Source organism: Nocardia sp. bgisy134, assembly GCF_965341865.1.
In the GTDB taxonomy this organism is placed as follows: Bacteria; Actinomycetota; Actinomycetes; order Mycobacteriales; family Mycobacteriaceae; genus Nocardia.
The window spans coordinates 304,965-325,596 of record NZ_CBDQZP010000001.1 but is presented as its reverse complement, the minus strand read 5'-3'; the positions used below and the strand labels follow the sequence as shown (position 1 = coordinate 325,596).

The following is a 20,632-nucleotide window of genomic DNA, read 5'->3' as shown; positions in this document are numbered from 1 at the left end:
GCGGGGTCCCCGCGTGGCGGCGCACTGCTGCTGGTCGCCATCCTGGCGGCCGCGGCGACGGCCGAGACGCTACCGGCCCGCTGCCCATTGCTCCCGCGGCCGTCTCGCCGACGGCGCTGTCCTCGTTCGCGGGCGTTCAGCTGGGCAGCAGCGGGATACTGCCCGCGCGGCGGCGGGCGACCGAACCGTAGCGCGCGTCGAGACGCAACCAGGTGGCGGTCGCGCGCACGCGGACGATCTCGGCGGGCGGGATGCGGCGGGACTCGGCCTTGTCACCGGAGTGCGGGATGAAATCCATGGCGGTGAGCGCGAAGACGACGCGCATCGGCACCTCCACCGCCGTATCGGCGGCCGAGACCGTGAGCACGGTCTGGTCGAGCAGCGAGGCGGGCGGCCCGTGCTGGCTGCCGTGCTTCTTGGCCAATTCCGCACCGCGCTCGGCCAATTCGACGAGCGTGCGAGCGGGCACATCGTCGACGTGCGCGAATCCGGCGACCGGCGGCAGCGCACCGCGCCAGGCCGAGTCCATCGAGTACCCCAGGTCGATCGGGCTGCCCGTACTCAGCCCGGCCAGCACCGAGTCGGCGCCGACGGTCACATCGTCCACGCCGAGTTCGGCGATCACCGTGCGCACCGCGAGCGCCTCGAAACCCGTAGCCACCCAGGCGGATACATAGCGCTCGCCGCGGCGGCGCAGCCGCACCACCGCGGCGGGGTCGAGCCGCACCACCCTGCTCAGGAAGGTAGCGAGGTTCTCCCGTTCGGCCGGATCGGAAACGTGCAGCACCCGCTGCTCTGCCATCACAACCGTTCTGTCGTCAGCGGACCGGCGCTCAGCACGTCGCGGTCACTTGTCCATCCACTCGGCGAGGTATTCGCGCTCCGGCTCGGTGAGGCGGCGCAGGCGCTGGGTGTCGATGTCGAACGCGGCGAGCTGGGTGGTGGCGACCACGGCGGGCGGCGAATCCGGCGCCGCGCCGTTGGCCCGCACTTCGTAGCCGACCGTGAAATCGACCGCGCGCAGCCGCTCGATCCACATCGCGATGTCGAGCGGGGTGTCCTCGTGGCGCAGCTGTCCGCGGTAGCGCACGTGCAGGTCGGCGAGGACGCAACCGGACCGCATCGCGGCGGTCGGGCGGCCGTCCTCGAACAGCCACGGGATCCGCGCCTCTTCCAGCAGCGTCACCATCCTGGCGTGGTTGACGTGCTGGAACACGTCCATATCGGACCACCGGATCTCTACCTTGGCGTGAAAACGCTTGGGCAGCAGCACGGAACCACCGTGGGCCTTCCTGTCACCGTTCAACGAATTCGTCACTGTGTGGTACCTCCGGTGGACGCCCAGTCACTCACCAGGACGCACACGCTGCGGCGCCGCAACAGGCAGACGAGGCGAGATCGTGGGTCTGGAAAATCCGACAACTCCGACACTGCGACCCGGGGCGCGCCCGGACCGAGACCGATCTTCGACAACCAGTATCGCAATCTCGGCCGGACGAGTCCTGCCGGGGGCGGTCGGCGGGGGTCTCACCGTCTCGGCGCGACCCCCGCCGCGTGCCCGTGTCGATGCGGCCGGACACCACCCGTTCCCGGTCCGCGCACGGCCCGGAACCTACGTGATCGACGCCGCCGGACGCCCGTCCGTGCGCGGCCGCGGCGAAGGCGGAAGTACGCCTAGCGCGGCACCTCCGACTGCGCGCCGACACCGCTGACCATGCTGCGCACCTGCCGCGCCGCCACCGACAGCGTCGCCAGGTCGTGCGCGCCGGATTCGAACAGTTCCGACAGCGCCGCCCGGGCGCGCCCCAGCCTGGACTGGTTCTTCGACTCCCAGTAGGCGATCTTCTCGTCGGCGGTCTCCTCCGGTTCACCGGCGGACAGCACGTCGAGGGTGAGCGAGCGCAGCGAACCGTACATGTCGTCGCGCAGCGCCAGCCTGGCCAGCGCGTGCCAGCGATCGCCGCGCTCCAGGTGACTCACCGCCTGGAGCAACCAGTCGATCTTGAGGTGGTCGTTCAGCGCGTAGTACAGCGCGCCGACCTCCTCGCCGTCGCGGTCGGTGATGTCGGCGATGTCGAGCACGTCGAGCAGCGGGAACATGTTCAGCAGGTCGAACACCTCGGTGGCCAGGTCGGTCGGCGCGCCGCGCGCGATCAACTCGGCGGACTGATCGGTCAGCGTCGCCACGTGGTGGCCGCGCAACCAGCCGGGCACCTTCGAGGCCAGCTCGCGCACGCCCCGGCTGTACCGGTTGATCTCGGCGCCGACCGCGACCGGCTGCGGACGGTTGCTGAGCAGCCAGCGCGAGGCCCGGTCGAGGGTGCGCTTGGTCTCCAGCTCCAGTTCGTCGCGCACCGAGATCGGGATGTCGGCCGAACGGATCCGCGCCCACATGGTGTGCAGATCGAAGATCTCGGTGGTCGCGGCGAAGGCGCGCACCGCGTCGATGGTCGTCGCCCCGACCTCTTCGGTCAGCCGGAACACGTAACTGATCCCGCCGTAGTCCACCACCTCGTTGGCGATCATGGTGGTGACGATCTCCCGGCGCAGCCGGTGCTTCTTGATGGCGCCGCCGAAACGGGCCCGCAGCGGCGTCGGGAAGTACTCCGGCAGCCGCGCCGCGAAGTGGGCCATGTCCGGCAGATCCGAGTCGAGCAGGTCGACCTTGAGCGAAAGCTTCACGTGCGCCATGAGATTGGCCAGTTCCGGCGAGCACAGGCCCCCGCCGTCCTCTTGCCGCCGTTTCATCTCCGCGTCGGAGGGCAGCGCCTCGAGCTCGCGATCCAGGCCGCGGCGCTGTTCCAGTTCGTCGACGAGCCGCATGTTGACGTTCATCATGCGCGGCGCCTCGAAGCGCGACATGCCCATCAGGAAGTTCTGGGACACGTTGTCCCGCAACACCATCCTGGCGACCTCGTCGGTCATCGACGCCAGCAGCGGATTGCGCTCCTCTTCCCGCAACAGCCCGCCGCTGACCACGCCGTCGAGCAGGACCTTGATATTGACCTCGTGGTCGGAGCAATCCACGCCCGCGGAGTTGTCCAGCGCGTCGGTGTTCATCTTGCCGCCGTGGCTGGTGAACTCGATGCGACCGAGCGCGGTGGCGCCCAGGTTGCCGCCCTCGCCGATCACCCTGACCCGCAACTGGTTTCCGTTGACGCGCACCGCGTCGTTGGACTTGTCGCCCACGTCGGCGTTGGATTCGGTGCTCGCCTTGATGTAGGTGCCGATGCCGCCGTTCCACAGCAGTTGCGCGGGCGCGAGCAGGATCGCGCGCACCAGCTCCGGCGGGGCGAGCGATTCGACCTCGTCGCCGAGGCCGAGCGCCGCCCGGGCCTGCGGGCTGATCGGCACGGACTTCACCGTGCGATCCCAGACGCCGCCGCCCGCGCTGATCAGCGAGGCGTCGTAGTCCGCCCACGAGGACCGCGGCAAGGCGAACATGCGCTGCCGCTCCCGGTACGACCGCGCGGCATCGGGATTCGGATCGAGGAAGATGTGCCGGTGGTCGAACGCCGCGACCAGGCGGATGTGCTCGGAGAGCAGCATGCCGTTGCCGAACACGTCGCCGCTCATGTCGCCGATGCCGACCACGGTGAAATCCTCGGTCTGGGTATCGATGTCCATCTCGCGGCAGTGGCGCTTCACGCTCTCCCACGCACCCTTGGCGGTGATGCCCATGGCCTTGTGGTCGTAGCCCGCCGAGCCGCCGGAGGCGAACGCGTCGCCGAGCCAGAATCCGTAGCTCTGGGCCACGTCGTTGGCGATGTCGGAGAAGGTCGCGGTGCCTTTGTCGGCGGCGACCACCAGGTAGGTGTCGTCGGCGTCGCGGCGGATCACCCGGGCGGGCGGCAGCACCCGGCCGGTGGTCAGGTCGACGTTGTCGGTGAGGTCGAGCAGGCCGGAGATGAAGGTGCGGTAGCAGGCGACGCCTTCCGAGCCGAGCGCCTGCCGGTCGGCGACCGGGTCGCCGGTCGCCGCGGGCGGCTGCTTCACCACGAATCCGCCCTTGGCGCCGACCGGGACGATCACCGCGTTCTTCACCGCCTGCGCCTTCACCAGGCCCAGGATCTCGGTGCGGAAATCCTCCAGGCGGTCCGACCAGCGCAGGCCGCCGCGCGCCACGGGACCGAACCGCAGGTGCACGCCCTCGACCCGGGGCGAGTACACGAAGATCTCGAATTGCGGTCGCGGCTTGGGCAATTCGGCGATCTCACGCGGCTCGACCTTCATCGAGACGTAGTCGCGCGACATGCCCTCGGCGTCGGTCACATAGTAGTTGGTGCGCAGCGTCGCCTTGACGAGGCCGAGGATCGCGCGCAGGATCCGGTCGGCGTCCAGGCTCACCACTTCATCGATGCGCGCGCGCAGCTGGGTCTCCAGCTCGGCGGCGTGCTCGGCCGAGACGATGTCCGGATCGAACCGCGCGGTGAACAGGTCGACGAACAACCGCGCCACATCCGGCGAGGTCAGCAGCACCCGGGCGATGTTGGCCTGACTGTACGGAAAGCCGGCCTGCTGAAGGTATTTCGCGTAGGTGCGCAGGATCGACACCGCTCGCCACGGCAGCCGCGCCCGCAGCACCAGCTCGTTGAGCCCGTCGGCCTCGGCGCGGCCGTACCAGACCGCCTCGAAGGCATCGGTGAAGCGTTCACGCAGCCCGCGCACCTCCGCCTCCAGCGCGTCGGCGCGCGCCGGGGACTCCAGCAGTTCCGCGTCCAGATCGCGGTCCAAGGAGCTGCGCAGCAGTTCGGGGCGGGCCAGCAGGCCGAAATCGTAGATCCAGCGCTCCACGCTCGCGCCGCCGGGCGCGGTCGGCTCCAGCTGAATCTGGTAGGGCCGCTCGTCGACCACCTCGACGCCGAGGCTCTGCAACACCGGAAGCACCTGGCTCAGCGAGATGCCGGTGCCGCCGATGTAGAGGGTGAAGCGCCACGAGCCGGGCTCCGACTCCGGCTTGCGGTAGAGGTGCTGGGCGATGGCGCCCTCCGCCAAGCGCTCCAGCCTGCCGATGTCGCGCAGGGCGCGGCCGGGGCTGAAGTCCTGCTTGTACCCCTCGGGGAAGGCCGCGGCGTAGCGCTGCACCACGGCCGGGTCGAGCACCGTCGAGGTGCTCACCTCGTCGTTGAGATGGTCGTCCCACGTGTTGCTCGCCTCGGCGAGCAGGCGCTGGATGCGCAACCGGTTGGCTTCGGAGGTGTCAGCGACGACGGGCGCCTCGCTGGGCACGGCGGGCGCGGTGAACTCGGCGTCGGGCATCCGCACCGTGAAATACACACTGGCGAGCTCGCTTTCGCTCACCCGCGCGGAATAGTCGATGGAGACGCCGCCCAATTCGCGGACCAGGATCTCCTGCATCTCCAGCCGCACCCGGGTGGTGTAGCGGTCGCGCGGCAGGTACACCATGCAGGCCACGAAACGGCCGTAGGTGTCCAGGCGCAGGAAGAGCCGGACCTGGCGGCGCAGGCCCACGTTGAGCACCGCGGTGGCGGTGCGCCGCATCGTCTCGTTGTCGGAGGAGAACAGCTCGGTGCGCGGGAAACTCTGGATGACCTCGAGCATGGCCTGGCCGGAGAAGGAGTCCAGATCGAAACCGCTCTCCTCGATCACCGCGCGCACCCGGCGACCGATCATCGGGATGTCGAGCACGTTCTCGTGCATAGCCGTCACGGTGAACACACCGATGAACAGGTGCTCGCCGATGATCGCGCCGGACCCGTCGAAATCGGCGACCCCGACGAAATACGGGTACACCGAACGATGCACGGTGGCGGGCACCAGACCCTGGATCAGGGTCAGCAACGGTCGATCGGCGCCGTTGACCGGTACCCGGAAATCGGTGCCGACGTCCGGGCGCAGCACGCCGAGGCAGGTGCCGGGCAGCGGATTCGACACCGTCTTCTCGCCCTCGGTGCTGAGGCGGTACCGGGCGTAGCCGAGCACCGTGAAATTACCCTCGCCGAGCCAGCGCAACAGATTGGCGCAATCGACCAGATCGGTCGCGGGGAACGGCGCGACACCGGATTTCGCCGCCTTCTCCAGGTCGTCGGCCAAGGCGCGCTGGACAGTTTCGATGGCCTCGGTGTCACCGATCACCTGCCGGACGTCGGCGACCACGTCCGGCATGGAGTCTTCGATCCGCTCGAGCTGAGCGCGGCTGGTCGACGGGTGCAATTGCAGGTGCATCCAGGACTCGCGCAGCGGCATCGAGCCGTTGGCGTCGACCTCGTGCGGCACCGCCCTTGTCAACCGGCCGTCCGCGTCGCGCTCCACCTCGAACATCGGATGGATGACCTCGCTGACGCTCACCCCGATCCGGCTCAGCGACGAGGTGATCGATTCGACCAGCAGCGCCATATCGTCGGTCACGACCTGGACCGCGGCGCCGAGCCCGGACCCGTCGTCCGGGTGATAGACCCGGACCAAGGCGCGCCCGGACTGGCGCGTCATGGCCAATTCCAGGTGTCGCCGGAAAATCTGGGTGATGCCAGTGATCGCACAGTCCACATCGCCCGCGTCGACGTGGCGGAAATACGCCTCCTCGAGGGGAGCGAGATCACCGCGCAGCGCCTGCGGCAAACTCGCGACCCACGCCGCACCGGACAATTCGGACGAGACCGTCATTTTTTCGCCAACTCCCTCGGATTCGGTTCCGCAACAAAGTGACGCCGGTCCGAGGGTAACTGTGCCGTGCTGGCGCGGGGGTGAATTCCCTTCCAATTGCAGGGTGTTCACCGATACCGAGCGTTCGCCGCTGAATTGCCGAGGTCGATGATCTCGGCACAGCACCCGATCGGACCGGCAACGTCACGTAGACGCGATCGCGGTGGGAAGGACCCATTGCCCGGACAGCGCCTGCGCATGCACGGTTCCTACCCTATACGCGTCAGCGGACTAAGTCCTTCTGAAATCGCGCATGGTCGAAGCCGAGACGAAAGTGCGCCGCAGCCGGTTTCGCGGGCGAGAGGGAGAGGACCGAATTTCCTTCGATCGAGCGCGGGCCCGCGGGTTATTACTCCGCAGTTTCTTCGATGAAGCGGCCGTGCGTCGGGGCGATGCGCGCGGCGATCGCCCCGACGACGGGTGTCAGTCGCGGGTGAGCTTGCGGTGCGTCACCCGGTGCGGGCGGGCCGCCTCCGGGCCGAGACGCTCGATCTTGTTGGCCTCGTACGCCTCGAAGTTGCCCTCGAACCAGAACCACTTGGCCTCGTTGTCCGAGTCGCCCTCCCACGCCAGGATGTGCGTGCAGGTGCGGTCCAGGAACCAGCGGTCGTGGGAAATGACCACGGCGCAGCCGGGGAACTGTTCCAGCGCGTTCTCCAGCGAACCGAGAGTTTCCACGTCGAGGTCGTTGGTCGGCTCGTCGAGCAGGATCAGGTTGCCGCCCTGCTTGAGCGTCATCGCCAGGTTCAGGCGGTTGCGCTCACCGCCGGAGAGCACGCCGGCCGGCTTCTGCTGATCCGGTCCCTTGAAGCCGAACGCGCTGACGTAGGCGCGCGAGGGCATCTCCTGGTTGCCGACCTGGATGAAGTCCAGGCCCTCGGAGACCACCTGCCACACGTTCTTCGTCGGGTCGATGCCCGCGCGGTTCTGGTCGACGTAGCTCAGCTTGACCGTCTCGCCGACCTTCACCTCACCGCTGTCGGGCTGCTCGAGTCCGACGATGGTTTTGAACAGGGTGGTCTTACCGACACCGTTCGGACCGATGACGCCGACAATTCCGTTGCGCGGCAAGGTGAACGACAGATCCTTGATGAGCTGGCGATCGCCGAAGCCCTTGTCCAAGTGCGAGACCTCGACGACCACACTGCCCAGACGGGGACCGTGCGGGATTTGGATCTCCTCGAAGTCCAACTTCCGCATCTTCTCGGCCTCGGCCGCCATCTCCTCGTACCTGCCGAGACGAGCCTTGTTCTTGGCCTGGCGAGCCTTGGCGCCGGAACGCACCCACGCGAGCTCTTCCTTCAGCCGCTTCTGCAGCTTCTGGTCCTTCTTGCCCTGCACCTCCAGGCGCTCGGCCTTCTTCTCCAGGTACACGGAGTAGTTGCCCTCGTAGCCGTGGGCCCGGCCGCGGTCGAGCTCGAGGATCCAGCCCGCGACGTTGTCCAGGAAGTACCGGTCGTGGGTGACGGCGAGAACCGCGCCCGAGTACTGGGACAGGTGCTGCTCGAGCCACAGCACCGACTCCGCGTCGAGGTGGTTGGTCGGCTCGTCGAGCAGCAGCAGGTCGGGCTTGCTCAGCAGCAGCTTGCACAGCGCGACGCGGCGGCGCTCACCACCGGAGAGGTTGGTGACCGGCTCGTCCGGCGGCGGGCAGCGCAGCGCGTCCATGGCCTGCTCGAGCTGGGAGTCCACGTCCCACGCATCGGCGTGGTCCAGGTACTCCTGGAGCTTGCCCATCTCGTCCATGAGCTCGTCGGAGTAATCGGTGGCCATGAGCTCGGCGATCTCGTTGAAGCGATCGAGCTTCACCTTGACCTCGCCGAGGCCCTCCTCGACGTTGCCGCGGACGGTCTTCTCCTCGTTCAGCGGCGGCTCCTGCTGGAGGATGCCGACCGTCGCGCCCGGCGCGAGGAACGCGTCGCCGTTGTTCGGCTGGTCCAGTCCGGCCATGATCTTCAGCACGCTGGATTTACCGGCGCCGTTGGGGCCGACGACGCCGATCTTGGCGCCCGGAAGGAAGTTCAAGGTGACATCGTCGAGCACGACTTTGTCGCCGTGCGCCTTGCGAACCTTCTTCATTTGGTAGATGAACTCAGCCATACGCGGAAGCCTATCGGTCTCGGGAACAGTGGAACGAAGCAGAGCCACTCACGGCACGCGGGCATCCTCGCGCCGGATTCACCGTGCTCGCACCCGACGTTCTACGGGCGGGATCAGGCGTCGACGGGCTCGGGTGCGGCGCTTCCGGAAGGTGCGGAAGCCACGGTCGCGGCACTCTCCCCCAATTCCTCGCCGACGCGTGCACGGTCTTCAGCGCTGGATCCGACACAAGTATTCCGCATCAGCGAGCCGGGCCCGCCGCCGGTCTCCGATCGACGGCTGACCCGCGCGGTGCAGCGGGACAGATCGGGGCCGACCGCGGTGGCCCGCATCTCCAGATCGCGCCGCTCGATACCCTCCTTGGTCCGGTACTCATGCGAACGCAGCTGCCCGTAGACGAGCACCGGGTCGCCGCGGCGCAGCGACGCGTCCACGCCGCCGACCAGGCGACGCCAGCAGGTCACCGTGAGGAACAGGGTCCCGTTGTCGACCCATTCCCCCGTCGCGAAGTCGAGCCTGCGCGAGTTGCTGGCCATCCGGAAGGTGAGCACCTGTTCGCCATTGCTCAGGTCCCGCTTGACCGGGTGGGTCACCACGGTACCGACCACCGTCGCCATCGCTTCGTACATGATCACGCCCCTTCACCTGTCGGACCCGGTGCGGATGCTCCGGGTGTCTCCTCCCCCTCCGCGAGGGCGTATCCAGCCTCGCCCCGGCACAGGGTGTGAAGGAACCCCCTGTTTCGCGCCTGTGGACAACTCACCCGTGTGTGGACATCCGGCGCTTCGCTCGTGCCGCCGCACCGGCACCGGCTACCGGTCCGCGCCGACCACCGCCGACGCGCGCAACGGGAGATCCACCACGCTCGTCCCCGCGTGCACGGTGAACGCACCCGGCTCGGTCCGCCAGCCCCCGTCCCAGTGCGCGAACACCCGCGGTGGCAGGGCGATTCGCACCGGCACCGACGCTCCCGCCGCCGCGGACACGGTGGCGAACCCCGCCAGCCACCGCACGGGCCGCTCGATCGCGGAATCGGGACGGGACAGGTACACCTGGACAACCTGTTTCCCGGCCCGCCCGCTGGTGTTGCGTGCGGTGAGCGTCACCGCCACCGTCCCGTCCTGCTGCGGCGCGGACGCCGCGAGATCGGCGAGTTCCCAAGTGCTGTAACCGAGCCCGTGCCCGAACGGGTAGGCCGGAGTCACGCCGGCGCGCAGCCAGGCGCGGTAGCCGATGTGGATGCCTTCGGTGTAGCGCAGCACCCCGTCCTCCGGCGTGGTCGAGAGGACGGGCACGTCGGCCTCGGCGGCGGGCCAGGTGGTGGGCAGCCTGCCGCCCGGTTCGGTCCGGCCGAGCAGCACGTCGGCCAGCGCGTGGCCCGCTTCCTGGCCGCCGAACCAGGTGAGCAACACCGCCGACACCTCGTCGCGCCAGGGCAGCAGCACCGGTCCGCCGGAATTCACCACCACCACGGTGCGCGGGTTGGCCCGCGCCACCGCGCGCACCAGATCGTCCTGCGCGCCAGGGAGCGCGAGCGTACTGCGGTCGTAACCCTCGCTCTCGGTCTGCGAGCCGGTGCCGACCACGACGACGGCGGTGTCGGCGGCGCCCGCCAGCGCGGCCGCGTCGGCGATCGCGTCCCCTGGATCGATCTGCGCCGCCTCGGTGCCCAGCGTGATCGCGACCAGACCCGATGCCACGGCATCGTTTTCGAGCTGCTGGCGCACGGTGACGGTGAGCGGCCGTGCACGGTCGGCGGCTACCGGCACCGCGGCGACACCAGGGCTGAGCAGCGCGGCGCCGAGTGGTTCGCCGCTGCCGACGAGCACGGTGTCGATGACCTCGGCGCCGTTGATCTCCATGCGTATCCGGCCCACCCCGGCGATGCCGAGCCGGACCGCGGCGGGTTCGTCGGGGCCGGGCCGGTACACCGTGCTCAGCTCGAGCGTGGCCGCACCCGCGGGCACCGTGCCCAGGTAGACCAGCTGCGCCGCGTACCGCTGCTCGCTCAGCAGCTCGCCGCCGTCGGCATCGAGGAAGCGGGCGCGCAACCCGGGTTCGCCGGTCTGCGGATCGGTCATCGACCCGAGCGGGAGCGCGTGAATGCCGGTCTGCGCGGGCACGCCGGGATGCACCGTGACGGACGCGTCCGGCAGCGCGGCGCGCAGCCCGTCCACCGGACCGATCACCTCGGCGGGGACCACCGTCGCGCTGCCGCCGCCCTGCGTGCGCGGCCAGATCGCCGCCTCACCGATCACCGCGAGGGAACCGGGACCCGAACTCGGCCAGGGCAATTCGCCGGTGTTGCGCAGCAGCACCATGCCCGCGGCCGCGACTTCGCGGGCGAGTTCGCGCCCCTCGCGGTCCGAGACGTCCGCGCCCGCAGGCCCGTTCGGAACCGAATTCGGTTCCCGCGCGGGGATATTCCGCAGGGCGACACCACCGTGCGACGCCACAGCGGCGGTGTCGAAGCCGTTGTCGCGCAGGGCGGAATCCGACAGATCGAGCGCGCCGACCCGCTGCGCCAGCCGCAGCAGGCGCAGCGCCTTCGCATCGATCGCGGCCTCCGGCACCGCACCGGACAGCACCGCCGCGACCAGCTTCGCGCCCCACGGCCCCACCGGGCCCGGCATCACCAGGTCCTGGTCGGCCTTGGCCGCGGCCTCGGTGCTGCGCACCGCCGTCCAGTCCGACACCACGACGCCGTCGAAACCCCACGCGGTGCGCAACGGCGTTGTCAGCAGCGGGTTCTCCGACATGGTGACGCCGCGAACGGAGTTGTACGCCGACATCACCAGCCACGCGCCCGCCCGTACCGCCGCCTCGAACGGCGCGAGATACAGCTCGTGCAGCGCGCGATCGTCCAGCGCGACGTCGGCCGTGTAGCGCTCGGTCTCGAAGTCGTTGGCCACGTAGTGTTTCGGCGTCGCGGCGACGCGGTGTTCCTGCACCGCGCGCACGTAGGCCGCGGCCAGTTCGCCGGTGAGCAGCGGGTCTTCGGAGTACGCCTCGAAGTGCCTGCCGCCCAGGGGGCTGCGCTGCAGATTGATCGTCGGGCCGAGCACCACGTCGACGCCCTTGCGCTTGGCCTCGCTCGCCGAGGCGGCGCCGTAGCGGCGGGCCAGGTCCAGATCCCAGGTCGCCGCGAGCGCTGTCGCCGAGGGGAGGTTCAGCGAAGGGTCGCGCTCGTCCCAAATCGGGCCGCGCACGCCCGAAGGCCCGTCGGAGAGCATCATCGACCGCAGCCCGATCGCGGGCTCCGCCACGGTCGACCAGAGGTCGGCGCCGGTCAGCAGCCGCACCTTCTGTTCCAGGTTCAACGCGCCGACCAGCGCGCGCAGGGCTTCGTCCACCGTGTCGAGCATCAGGGCTCCTCCTCGGATCGTCGGCCGGGCCTACCTGCACCTTTCGCCAAATCTACGCGTCAGGGCCGTGGGCGACCCGGCTTCGCGACACCGCGCGAGGACGGGGTCAGAGGGCGGCGAGGTCGGTGTTGCCGCCGCACAGCACGACGACCGGCCGTTCTCCCGGCGCGGGTGTGTACGCGCCGCTCATGATCGCGGCCAGCGCGCTCGCGCCCGCCAGCTCGACGACGATCCGGAATTCGCGCCACAGATACTCGCGTGCCGTGGCGATCGCCTCCTCGGCGACCAGCAGCGAGGGCACGTCGTAGCGCCGCGCGATGTCGAGGGCGATCTCCCCGACCCTGGTCGCGCCGAGCGCGTCGAGACCGATGCCCGGCCTGCCGACATCCACCGGCCGGTTGGCGAGCAGCGCGGCGTGCAGTGCGGGCATGCCGACCGGCTCGACGCCCACCACCTGCTGACGGCGCCCCACCGCCGCCGCGATCCCGGCGACCAGCCCGCCCCCGCCGACCGCGACCAGCACCGGCGGTTTGCCGCGCACCTGATCCTCGAGCTCCAGACCGACCACTCCGGCGCCCGCGACCACCGCGGGCAGGTCGTAGGCGTGCAACTGCAGCGCGCCGCGCTCGGCCGCCAGCTCGGTGGCGTAGCGGGCCGCCTCCGCGTAGGTCGTTCCGTGCCAGAGCACCTCGGCGCCGTGCGACCACATCGCGGCCACCTTGGTGTGCGGCGCGGACTCGGGAACGACCACCGTGCACGCCTTGCCGAGCCAGGCCGCCGACAGCGCGGCGGCGATCCCCGCGTTGCCCGCCGACGCGATGATCACCTGGTCGGTCCGCGTCGTCGCGGAGAGCAGCGCGTTGAGGCAGCCGCGCACCTTGAAAGTGCCACCGTGCTGCAGGGATTCGAGTTTCAGCGTGACCGGGACCGGACCGTCGGGCCCGGCCACCGAGGTGTGGAAGACCGGCGTCTTCCTGATCCGTCCCGCCAACCGCCGCCGCGCCGCGCGCACATCGGAGCGATACACCTGCCTGCAGTGCTCGGCGACCGCCACGCCGCCCTCACCGTTCTCACTCGGATTCAAGACCGCACCCCGCGGTCGCACGGCCGGGGCAGCCCCGGCGGCGCGGTCTCACTCACTTGCGTACCTCTCCGTCACGTTTCGCCAGTTCGGCGAACATGGCGTTGTGGGCGGCCAGGTCCGCGTCGTTGTCGCGGTCGGCGGCGCGGTCGATGCGCTTCGCCATCCGTTCGTCGCTGCGCGACCACTGGATGAGCAGTGCAAGCATCACCACGACCAACGGCACTTCGCCGCTCGCCCAGGCAAGGCTACCGCCGGTGCGCTGATCTCCGAGCAGGTCGCTGTTCCAGCCCAGATCCAGGCTGCGGAAGAACCAGCCGCCCATGACCGTCGTCATGCTCATCAACGCGACGCCGAAGAACGCGTGGAAGGGCAGCGAGCCGAACACCATGCCCAGTTTGGTGAGCGGTTCCACCTGGCGCGGCTTGGGATCGATGCCGATCACCACCCAGTAGAAGAGGTAGCCGCTGAGCAGGAAGTGGATGTTCATCAGCAGATGGGCCGCGTGCGAGTCGACGAAGGTGTCGTAGATGCCGCCCATGTACAGCGCGTAGAAACCGGCGACGAAGATCACCGAGGCCACGATCGGATGGGTCAGGAAGCGCGACACCGGATTGTGCACGGCGGCCATGATCCACTCCCGGGGACCGGGTGCGCCGGCGCGTCCCGCGGGCGGCAGCGCACGCAACGCCAGCGTCACCGCGCCGCCGAGGGCCAGCAGGATCGGCGCGAGCATGGACAGCGCCATGTGCTGACCCATGTGCACGCTGAACACCGCGGGCGAATACCGCCCGATCCCCGACGACGTCGCGAGCAGCAGCAGCGCGCAGCCGGACAGCCACGCGATGGTCCTGCCGACCGGCCACGAATCGCCGCGCGAGCGCAGCCGCCGGACGCCGAGCAGATACAGCACCGCCAGCACGATCGCCGCCGTGCCGAAGATCAGGTCGAAGCGCCAGTCGAACAGCAGCCGCGCGACCGTCGGCGGGCCCGCGAGGTCGTAGCCGAGTTCCACCTCGGCGGGCGACGGCACGGTCGTCGGCGGTGGCGGCGGCGTGCGGCCGAGCCCGACCGCCAAACCCATGGTCGCCGCGAACACCAGCGCCTCGACCGCGCCGAAACGAATGAGGGCGGCGCGATCGCTCGGGTTCGCCGCTAGTGCGGGCACGGCGGCGCGGCGCTGGAAGTAGCCGATGACGCCGAGGACGATCAACGCCACCGCTTTCGCGAGCACCAGACGCCCGTAGGTGCTGGTGAACAGTTCGTCGAAGGGCACGCGCACCCACGAGTTGATCACGCCGCTGACGCCGATCACCACGAACGCGATGGTCGCGGTGAGCGAGAACCTGCGGACCGCGACGTCGGTGTGCGCGCCGCCGCGCAGCGCGTGCGCGAGCACGGCGAACAAGCCGCCCACCCAGACCGCCGCCGACACCAGGTGCAGGATGAGGCTGTTGGTCGCGATGTCGTGCGAGCCGCCCGAGGACGAATGCCCGGTCAGCGCCAGCGGCATCATGGTCACGATCGCGCCGCCCAGCAGCAGCGGCGTCCAGCCCCAGCGCAGCGCGAGACGGCAGCCGATCGCCACGATCAGCGCCAAGATCACCGTGGTGCGCCAGGCCTCGGCCAGATCCACCTGCCCGATCGCCCGCCACAGCTGTTCCGGACGCCAGACGTCGGAGACGGGCTGGCCCGTGGTGTCCGACACCGTCAGCGGGACCAGCAGCGCGGCGCAACACGCCCAGAGCACCGCGAAATTCGAGGCCCGCCGCAGCGCGCGGTATCCGCCTACGTCCAACAGTCCGTCCGCCTGTGGCGGCACCAGGAACGCGGCGAACAGCAGCGAGCCGACGGTCAGCGCCGCGGCGAGATCGGCCAGCGCGCGAATCGCGGGCAGCCCGTAGGTGGTCAGCGGACCCGGATCCGGGATGCCGAGCAGGCTCAACGCCTGCGCCGCGGAGAGGCCGACCACCAGCGCCGCGACGACGGCGGCGAGGGCTCCCGCGAATGCGGTCACGACGGCGAAGTTGCCCGCGGAAGCCGCCCGCTGGACGTCCGGCTCAGCGGTTGCGAGGGGCGGGTCCTGCGGTGACGACATACGACTCAGCGTAGTTGTGTCGGTCGGGCGTGGGCGGAGCGGGCTCGAGCCGCTCGATGGAGATAAGGTAGGCGCGAATCACGGAGGTGGGATGTCGGTCGTGCTGATTGCCGTCGTGGCGCTGTTCTTCGCCGCCATGGGCATTTACGGACTGTTTCGCCCGGGCCAGCTCGCCGACACGGTCGGCATGCTCGCCGATCGAGCCGACGCGCACGCCGAAGTCCGCGCGGTCTACGGCGGCTTCGGCATCGCCGTGGCCGTTGTCCTCGGGCTGGCTGCCGCCGATGTCGGCGACCTCAGATTCGGGGTGTGCATCGCGGTGGCCGCCGCGTTGGGCGGGATGGCGTTCGGCCGGATCTGGTCCTCGTTCACCGAGCCCGCGTCCGCTTTCTACCCAGTCTGGTTCTACTTCATCGTCGAAGTGACCTTGGCCACCCTGCTGACTCTCGCTGTCCTGCTCGACTGAGGTATAGGGAATATTGCTGACGCTAAGAATCTAGTTTCTGGACAGTCGCTATAATTTCCGCGCTGGACACCACCGCCGATATCGGCCATGGTGGAAACCGCTGCCTCCGTAGCTCAGTTGGATAGAGCAAGGGCCTTCTAATCCCTAGGTCGCAGGTTCGATTCCTGCCGGGGGCGCACACATGGGCAACCCTGTGGCCCGCACGTCGATGCGGGTCACAGGGTTTGTTACCCGAACCGGGGAGCGCTCAAACACCACACAGCCAGGAATCGTCGCGATCTCCGGCACCGCGCAACCCCTCGGCCGGGCACGCCGGCGGAAGAAGTCACCGCGGCCCAGACCTCGGGCCTCAGGCGGAGCCGCCGACTCGATCGGCGACATCGGAACGCTGATCGAGCCGGAACACGCACTTCGTTCCGGTGTAGATGCTCGGCATGCACAGGTTGCAGTGTGTGCAGGCCGATCGAGTCGCTTCGTCGGATTGGATGCGGAGCAGCAGGTTCGGCTCGCGTAGCAGGGCTCGGCCCATGGCGACGAACTCGAAGCCCTCGGCCATCGCCTGGCGCATGGTGTCGAGGTTGGTGATGCCGCCGAGCAGGATCAGCGGCATGGACAGCTCGCGGCGGAACTGGCGGGCCCGTTCGAGCAGGTACGCCTCGTGGTACGGGTACTCGCGCAGGAACCCGCGGCCGACCAACCGGAAACCCCAGCGAGCCGGTCCAGGAAGGACTTTCGCGAACTCGCGGCGTGGGGCGTCGCCGTGGAACAGCAGCATCGGGTTCAGCAGCGAGCTTCCCGCCGTCAGTTCGAGGGCGTCCAGCGCACCGTCCTCCTCCAGCCACGCGGCGACCTGGAGCGATTCCGGCACCGTGAGCCCGCCGCGCACGCCGTCTTCCATGTTCAGCTTCGCCGTCACCGCCAGCCTGCCGCCCACGGCTTCGCCCACCGCGCGGGCGATTTCGCGGACGAATCTGGCCCGGTTGGCCGTCGACCCGCCGTAGCGGTCGGTGCGACGGTTCAGTAGCGGGCTGAGAAACGAACTGGCCAGGTAGTTGTGCCCGAAGTGGATCTCCACCGCGTCGAAGCCGGCCTGTTCGGCGAGCTTCGCGGCGTCTGCGTGCGCGGCGACCAGCCCGCGGATCTCGGACTCGCCGGGCACCTTCATCGACCGCATACCGAGCGGACTGAACATGCGGCTCGGCGCGAGCGCGGGCAGCCGGTTGGAGGCGGCATTGGCCACAGGTCCGGCGTGTCCGATCTGCGCGCTGGCCGCCGCGCCTTCGGCGTGCACGGCATCGGTCAGCCTGCGCAGGCCGGGCAGCGCCTCCTCGCGCATCCAGATCTGATGCCGATCGGTGCGCCCGCCCGGCGCGACCGCGCAGTAGGCGACGGTGGTCATGCCGACGCCGCCCGCCGCGGTCTCGCGGTGGAATTCGATCAGTTCGTCGGTGACCAGCGCGTCGGGTGTGCAGCCCTCGAAGGTCGCCGCCTTGATCACCCTGTTGCGCAGGGTGATCGGGCCCAGTGCCGCCGGTGCGAAAACATCGGTCATCGCGCACCGCCTTCCGGCGCGGAGAGTCCGGCGATCACGAAGTCGCGCAAGGTGGCGACGGCGGGCTCCGACAGGTCTCGGTCGCCGGCCCCGAACGACATGATGACGAGGTCGAAGGCAAACGACCAGCGCCGCCTGCTCTCCGGCTCCGCGAGCTCGGGGAGCAGACCGACCCAGGAGTCCATCCGGAACCAGCGCTGCTGCCACAGCAGCGGGTGACGCCCGAGCACCAGTTGCGCGAGCAGCCGCAGATGCAGGCGGCCCGCCGGGTCGGCGGACAGTTCGACGAACGGCTCGATCACCGCGTCGACGATCTCGGGCACCGAACCACGCTCGGCGCTCACCGCCGCGAGGCGGTCGGCCCACAGCGGTCCGAGTCGGTCCTCCAGCAGCGCCGCGACCAGCGCTTCCTTCGATCCGAAGTGGTAGTGCACGGCGGCCGGGTTGGCGCCGGCCTCCGCGCAGATCGCCCGCACGGAGACGTCCTCGTAGCGGTCGGTCAGCAACAACCGCTCGGCCGCGGCGAGCAGCCGCTCGCGGGTGACCGCCGAAACTTTCTGAGCCATGGGTGAAGTAAAACACGTTTCAAACATCGATTCAATCACTGATTGAAATCGCTACCGCGGCGACGGCACGGCCCGTGAAGAACCCCTCGCCCTCGGTGTGGCAACCCGATCCATACGGTTACCGATGGTTTGCTGACTTCGCACGATCTGGTTCCGGAATCAGACCATCTGATGCGAAGGGAGCGAGTCGATGCTTCGATATATCTACTCCGCCGCCGCGGTCTGCTGCGCGGCGACGATCGCCCTGGCCCCCGCAGCGAACGCGGCGCCATCGCCCGAGGACCCCAACGACGCGCGCGGCACGGAGGCAGTGAATCCGGCACTCTCCGCGGGCGTCGACCTGTTTTTGACCTCGGCCCGCCTCGGCGCGAAAGCCATAGCGCTGACCATCGTTCCGATCCACTATTTCCCGTCGTTCGATGCGATCATCACGCGGGAGAGCGGCTGGAATATGTTCGCGGTCAACCCGACCAGCGGCGCCTACGGCCTCGGCCAGGCGCTCCCGCCGGAGAAGATGTCCACCCACGGCCTCGATTGGCGGTTCAACCCCGTCACCCAGCTCCGCTGGACCTACGACTACATGGTCGACCGCTACGGCAGTCCCGACGCGGCCTGGGTGTTCTGGCAGCAGAACCACTGGTACTGACGCGGCGCGTCAGTCCTCGACGGCGAGCGCCTGTCGCATCGTCAGACGTCCCTGCGTCTGCATCAGCGAGCGCCGGTACATCTTCTCCGCGATCAAGACGGTGCCATAGGTCCCCACCGCCATCAGGATCAGCGCGACGACAGGCTCCCACCACGCCGCGGTGCCCTCGGCCAGCCTGGCGGGCATGGCGACGATCGATACGAGCGGGACATAGGAGGCGATCACCAGCCACGTGTCCGTGAGGAAGATGCCCGCGAACAGCACGATCATGATGAGCATCGACATGGGCATCGAGGTGGATTGCAGGTCCTCGCTGCGCGTCGCGAGCGCGCCCGCGACCGCCCACAGACTGGCCAGGGCGAGGAAGCCCACCACGAAGAAGACGACGAACCAGCCCGCCGCGCCCGCGATCGTCGCGACCTGATCGCCCCTTCCGGTGGCGGCCAATCCGATCAGGCCCGCCCCGACGAACAGCGCGAGCTGGGCGAAGGCCATCACGGTGTTGCCGAGCACCTTGCCGATCAGCAACTGCCGCAACGGGATGGCGCTCGCCAGGATCTCCACGATCCGGTTCTGCTTCTCCTCGACCACGCTCTGCGCAATGCTCATGCCGAACAGGATCGACGCGGCGTAGAAGAGGAACGCGAAGACGAAGCTCACGATCCTGGCCAAACCCGGTTCGATCGCGGACCGATCGAGCAGGTCATAGGTCACCGCGCCGCCGCTACCCAACTGCGCAAGGCTCAGGCCCGCGGCGGCGGCATTGCGCTGCACCGCGAGCTGCTGCACGGCGGCGGTGAGATACGTTGCGGCGTCGTCGTTCTGGGCGGAATCACCGATGAGCCGCCAGCCGCCCGGCTCGGCGGGCGTCAAGCCGACCTCGACCTCCTCGTCGCGCACCCGCTGTTCGACTGCCGCCACATCGGGCTGTGGGCGAGCGGTGAAGGTGACCTTCTTGTCGGCGCTCGCCGCCAAATCATTGGCGGTCGCGACGATCTGGTCCGCTCCCGCGCCCGCGACGGCGACGTCGATCTCGTCGGTGCGGTTGCTCATGAAACCGGTGATGGCCAGGGACGCGACGATCGCCACGATCGTGATCACCGTGGACACCAGGAAGTTTCGATCGCGCAGCTTCACCGCGATCTCGCGGGCCGCTACGATCCGCCACACGCCGCGCGGAGCGAAATCCGTACTCATGCCGTCACCTCGCGGTAGATCTCCGACACCGAGGGCCGGACCTCGGCGAGTTCGCGCACCGGGCCGCGGGACAGCGCTTCGCCGAGCAGCGCTTCGGTGGTCGCGCCGTCGAGTTCGAGCAGCACGCTGGAACCGTTGGTCTGCAGCACCCGCACGCCGGCGAAGGCGTGCAGCCAGGCCGGGTCGCCGCCGAGCGCGAGCCGATAGCGGGTCGCACCGGTGGAGCGGAGCTCGTCCACCGAGCCCTGCCCGACGACCCGTCCCGCGGCGAGAATCACCAGCCGATCGCACAGCCGCTCCACCAGATCGAGCTGGTGCGAGGAGAAGAGCACGGGCACGCCCGCGGTCGCGTATTCGCGCAACAGTTCGGCCATCGAATCGACGGCGGACGGGTCGAGACCGGAGAACGGCTCGTCCAGGATCAGCAGCGACGGCTGCGCGATCACCGCCGCGGCGATCTGCACCCGCTGCTGGTTACCCAGCGAGAGGGATTCCAGCTTGTCCCTGGCGCGGTCGCCGAGGTCGAAGCGGTCCAGCAACTCTCGCGCGCGCAGCCGGGCGTCGGCAGCCGTGCGCCCGCGCAGCCTGGCCAGGTAGACGAGCTGCTCGAGCACCGGCTGCTTCGGATACAGGCCGCGTTCCTCGGGCATGTAGCCGAACGACCTGCGGTCGGCGGCGCTCACCGGCCCGCCCTGCCAGCGCAGTTCCCCGCCGTGCACCGCGAGCACGCCCATGATCATGCGCATGGTCGTGGTCTTGCCCGCTCCATTGCCGCCGACGAATCCGGTCAGAGCACCGGGCTCCACGGTGAAGGACACGTCGTTTACCGCGACGACGCCCCCGAACCGGCGCACCAGGTGCGCGACTTCCAACATCGAACTCCCCTTGTCCTCAGCTG

14 protein-coding genes and 1 tRNA gene are annotated in these 20,632 nt (G+C 69.3%); 3 read left to right on the top strand and 12 right to left on the bottom strand.

The genetic code is table 11. The features are described 5' to 3' along the window. Positions 1-136: 136 nt before the first annotated feature. The 8 genes from ACRWNM_RS01390 to ACRWNM_RS01355 all read right to left on the bottom strand — a co-directional run bounded on the left by ACRWNM_RS01390 (position 137) and on the right by ACRWNM_RS01355 (position 15,307). Positions 137-802 (bottom strand): hypothetical protein, encoded by a 666-nt coding sequence (locus tag ACRWNM_RS01390; protein WP_431962594.1) that lies wholly within the window; start codon positions 800-802, stop codon positions 137-139. Positions 803-847: 45 nt separating this feature from the next. Next, the gene (locus ACRWNM_RS01385; protein ID WP_431963561.1) at positions 848-1,273 is read right to left on the bottom strand and encodes an acyl-CoA thioesterase; all 426 of its coding nucleotides are present in this window, start codon (positions 1,271-1,273) and stop codon (positions 848-850) included. A 401-nt stretch (positions 1,274-1,674) separates the two neighbouring features. Continuing rightward, positions 1,675-6,624 carry an NAD-glutamate dehydrogenase gene (locus ACRWNM_RS01380; protein ID WP_431962592.1) on the bottom strand — a complete coding sequence of 1,650 codons (4,950 nt, stop codon included), beginning with the start codon at positions 6,622-6,624 and terminating at the stop codon, positions 1,675-1,677. A gap of 462 nt (positions 6,625-7,086) precedes the next feature. Continuing rightward, the gene (gene ettA / locus ACRWNM_RS01375) at positions 7,087-8,763 is read right to left on the bottom strand and encodes an energy-dependent translational throttle protein EttA (RefSeq protein WP_431962590.1); all 1,677 of its coding nucleotides are present in this window, start codon (positions 8,761-8,763) and stop codon (positions 7,087-7,089) included. 113 nt (positions 8,764-8,876) lie between these two features. Continuing rightward, on the bottom strand, positions 8,877-9,392 hold the full coding sequence (locus ACRWNM_RS01370; protein WP_431963559.1) for a single-stranded DNA-binding protein: 516 nt from the start codon (positions 9,390-9,392) through the stop codon (positions 8,877-8,879). 183 nt (positions 9,393-9,575) lie between these two features. Continuing rightward, entirely contained in the window at positions 9,576-12,128 is a 2,553-nt protein-coding gene (locus ACRWNM_RS01365; protein WP_431962588.1) for a beta-glucosidase, read from the bottom strand. 106 nt (positions 12,129-12,234) lie between these two features. After that, a complete protein-coding gene (locus ACRWNM_RS01360; protein WP_431962586.1) occupies positions 12,235-13,212 on the bottom strand; it encodes a serine/threonine dehydratase in 978 nt (325 codons plus the stop codon). A 52-nt stretch (positions 13,213-13,264) separates the two neighbouring features. Beyond that, complete coding sequence (locus tag ACRWNM_RS01355; RefSeq protein ID WP_431962584.1) at positions 13,265-15,307, bottom strand: cytochrome c oxidase assembly protein; 2,043 nt, start codon at positions 15,305-15,307, stop codon at positions 13,265-13,267. Between the two features lie 91 nt (positions 15,308-15,398). On the opposite strand from ACRWNM_RS01355, the gene ACRWNM_RS01350 reads away from it, so the two are divergent. Together ACRWNM_RS01350 and ACRWNM_RS01345 are read left to right on the top strand one after the other, a co-directional pair. Continuing rightward, entirely contained in the window at positions 15,399-15,773 is a 375-nt protein-coding gene (locus ACRWNM_RS01350; protein ID WP_431962582.1) for a DUF4345 family protein, read from the top strand. A 102-nt stretch (positions 15,774-15,875) separates the two neighbouring features. Further along, a tRNA-Arg gene (locus ACRWNM_RS01345) sits at positions 15,876-15,949 on the top strand. A gap of 173 nt (positions 15,950-16,122) precedes the next feature. Here ACRWNM_RS01345 and ACRWNM_RS01340 read toward each other — a convergent pair. Both ACRWNM_RS01340 and ACRWNM_RS01335 read right to left on the bottom strand, forming a co-directional pair. Then, positions 16,123-17,325, bottom strand: coding sequence for an NADH:flavin oxidoreductase (locus ACRWNM_RS01340; RefSeq protein ID WP_431962580.1), 1,203 nt, complete (start codon positions 17,323-17,325; stop codon positions 16,123-16,125). Then, a complete protein-coding gene (locus ACRWNM_RS01335; RefSeq protein WP_431962578.1) occupies positions 17,322-17,891 on the bottom strand; it encodes a TetR family transcriptional regulator in 570 nt (189 codons plus the stop codon). Before ACRWNM_RS01335 ends, ACRWNM_RS01340 begins: the two co-directional genes overlap by 4 nt. Positions 17,892-18,081: 190 nt before the next feature. Between ACRWNM_RS01335 and ACRWNM_RS01330 the strand changes: the two genes are divergently transcribed. After that, complete coding sequence (locus ACRWNM_RS01330; protein WP_431962576.1) at positions 18,082-18,537, top strand: lytic transglycosylase domain-containing protein; 456 nt, start codon at positions 18,082-18,084, stop codon at positions 18,535-18,537. 9 nt (positions 18,538-18,546) lie between these two features. Here the strand turns inward: ACRWNM_RS01330 and ACRWNM_RS01325 are convergent, their stop codons facing one another. After that, positions 18,547-19,734: an ABC transporter permease gene (locus ACRWNM_RS01325; protein ID WP_431962575.1), complete on the bottom strand. Its 1,188-nt coding sequence runs from the start codon at positions 19,732-19,734 to the stop codon at positions 18,547-18,549. Further along, the gene (locus tag ACRWNM_RS01320) at positions 19,731-20,609 is read right to left on the bottom strand and encodes an ABC transporter ATP-binding protein (RefSeq protein WP_431962573.1); all 879 of its coding nucleotides are present in this window, start codon (positions 20,607-20,609) and stop codon (positions 19,731-19,733) included. Before ACRWNM_RS01320 ends, ACRWNM_RS01325 begins: the two co-directional genes overlap by 4 nt. Positions 20,610-20,632: the final 23 nt, after the last annotated feature.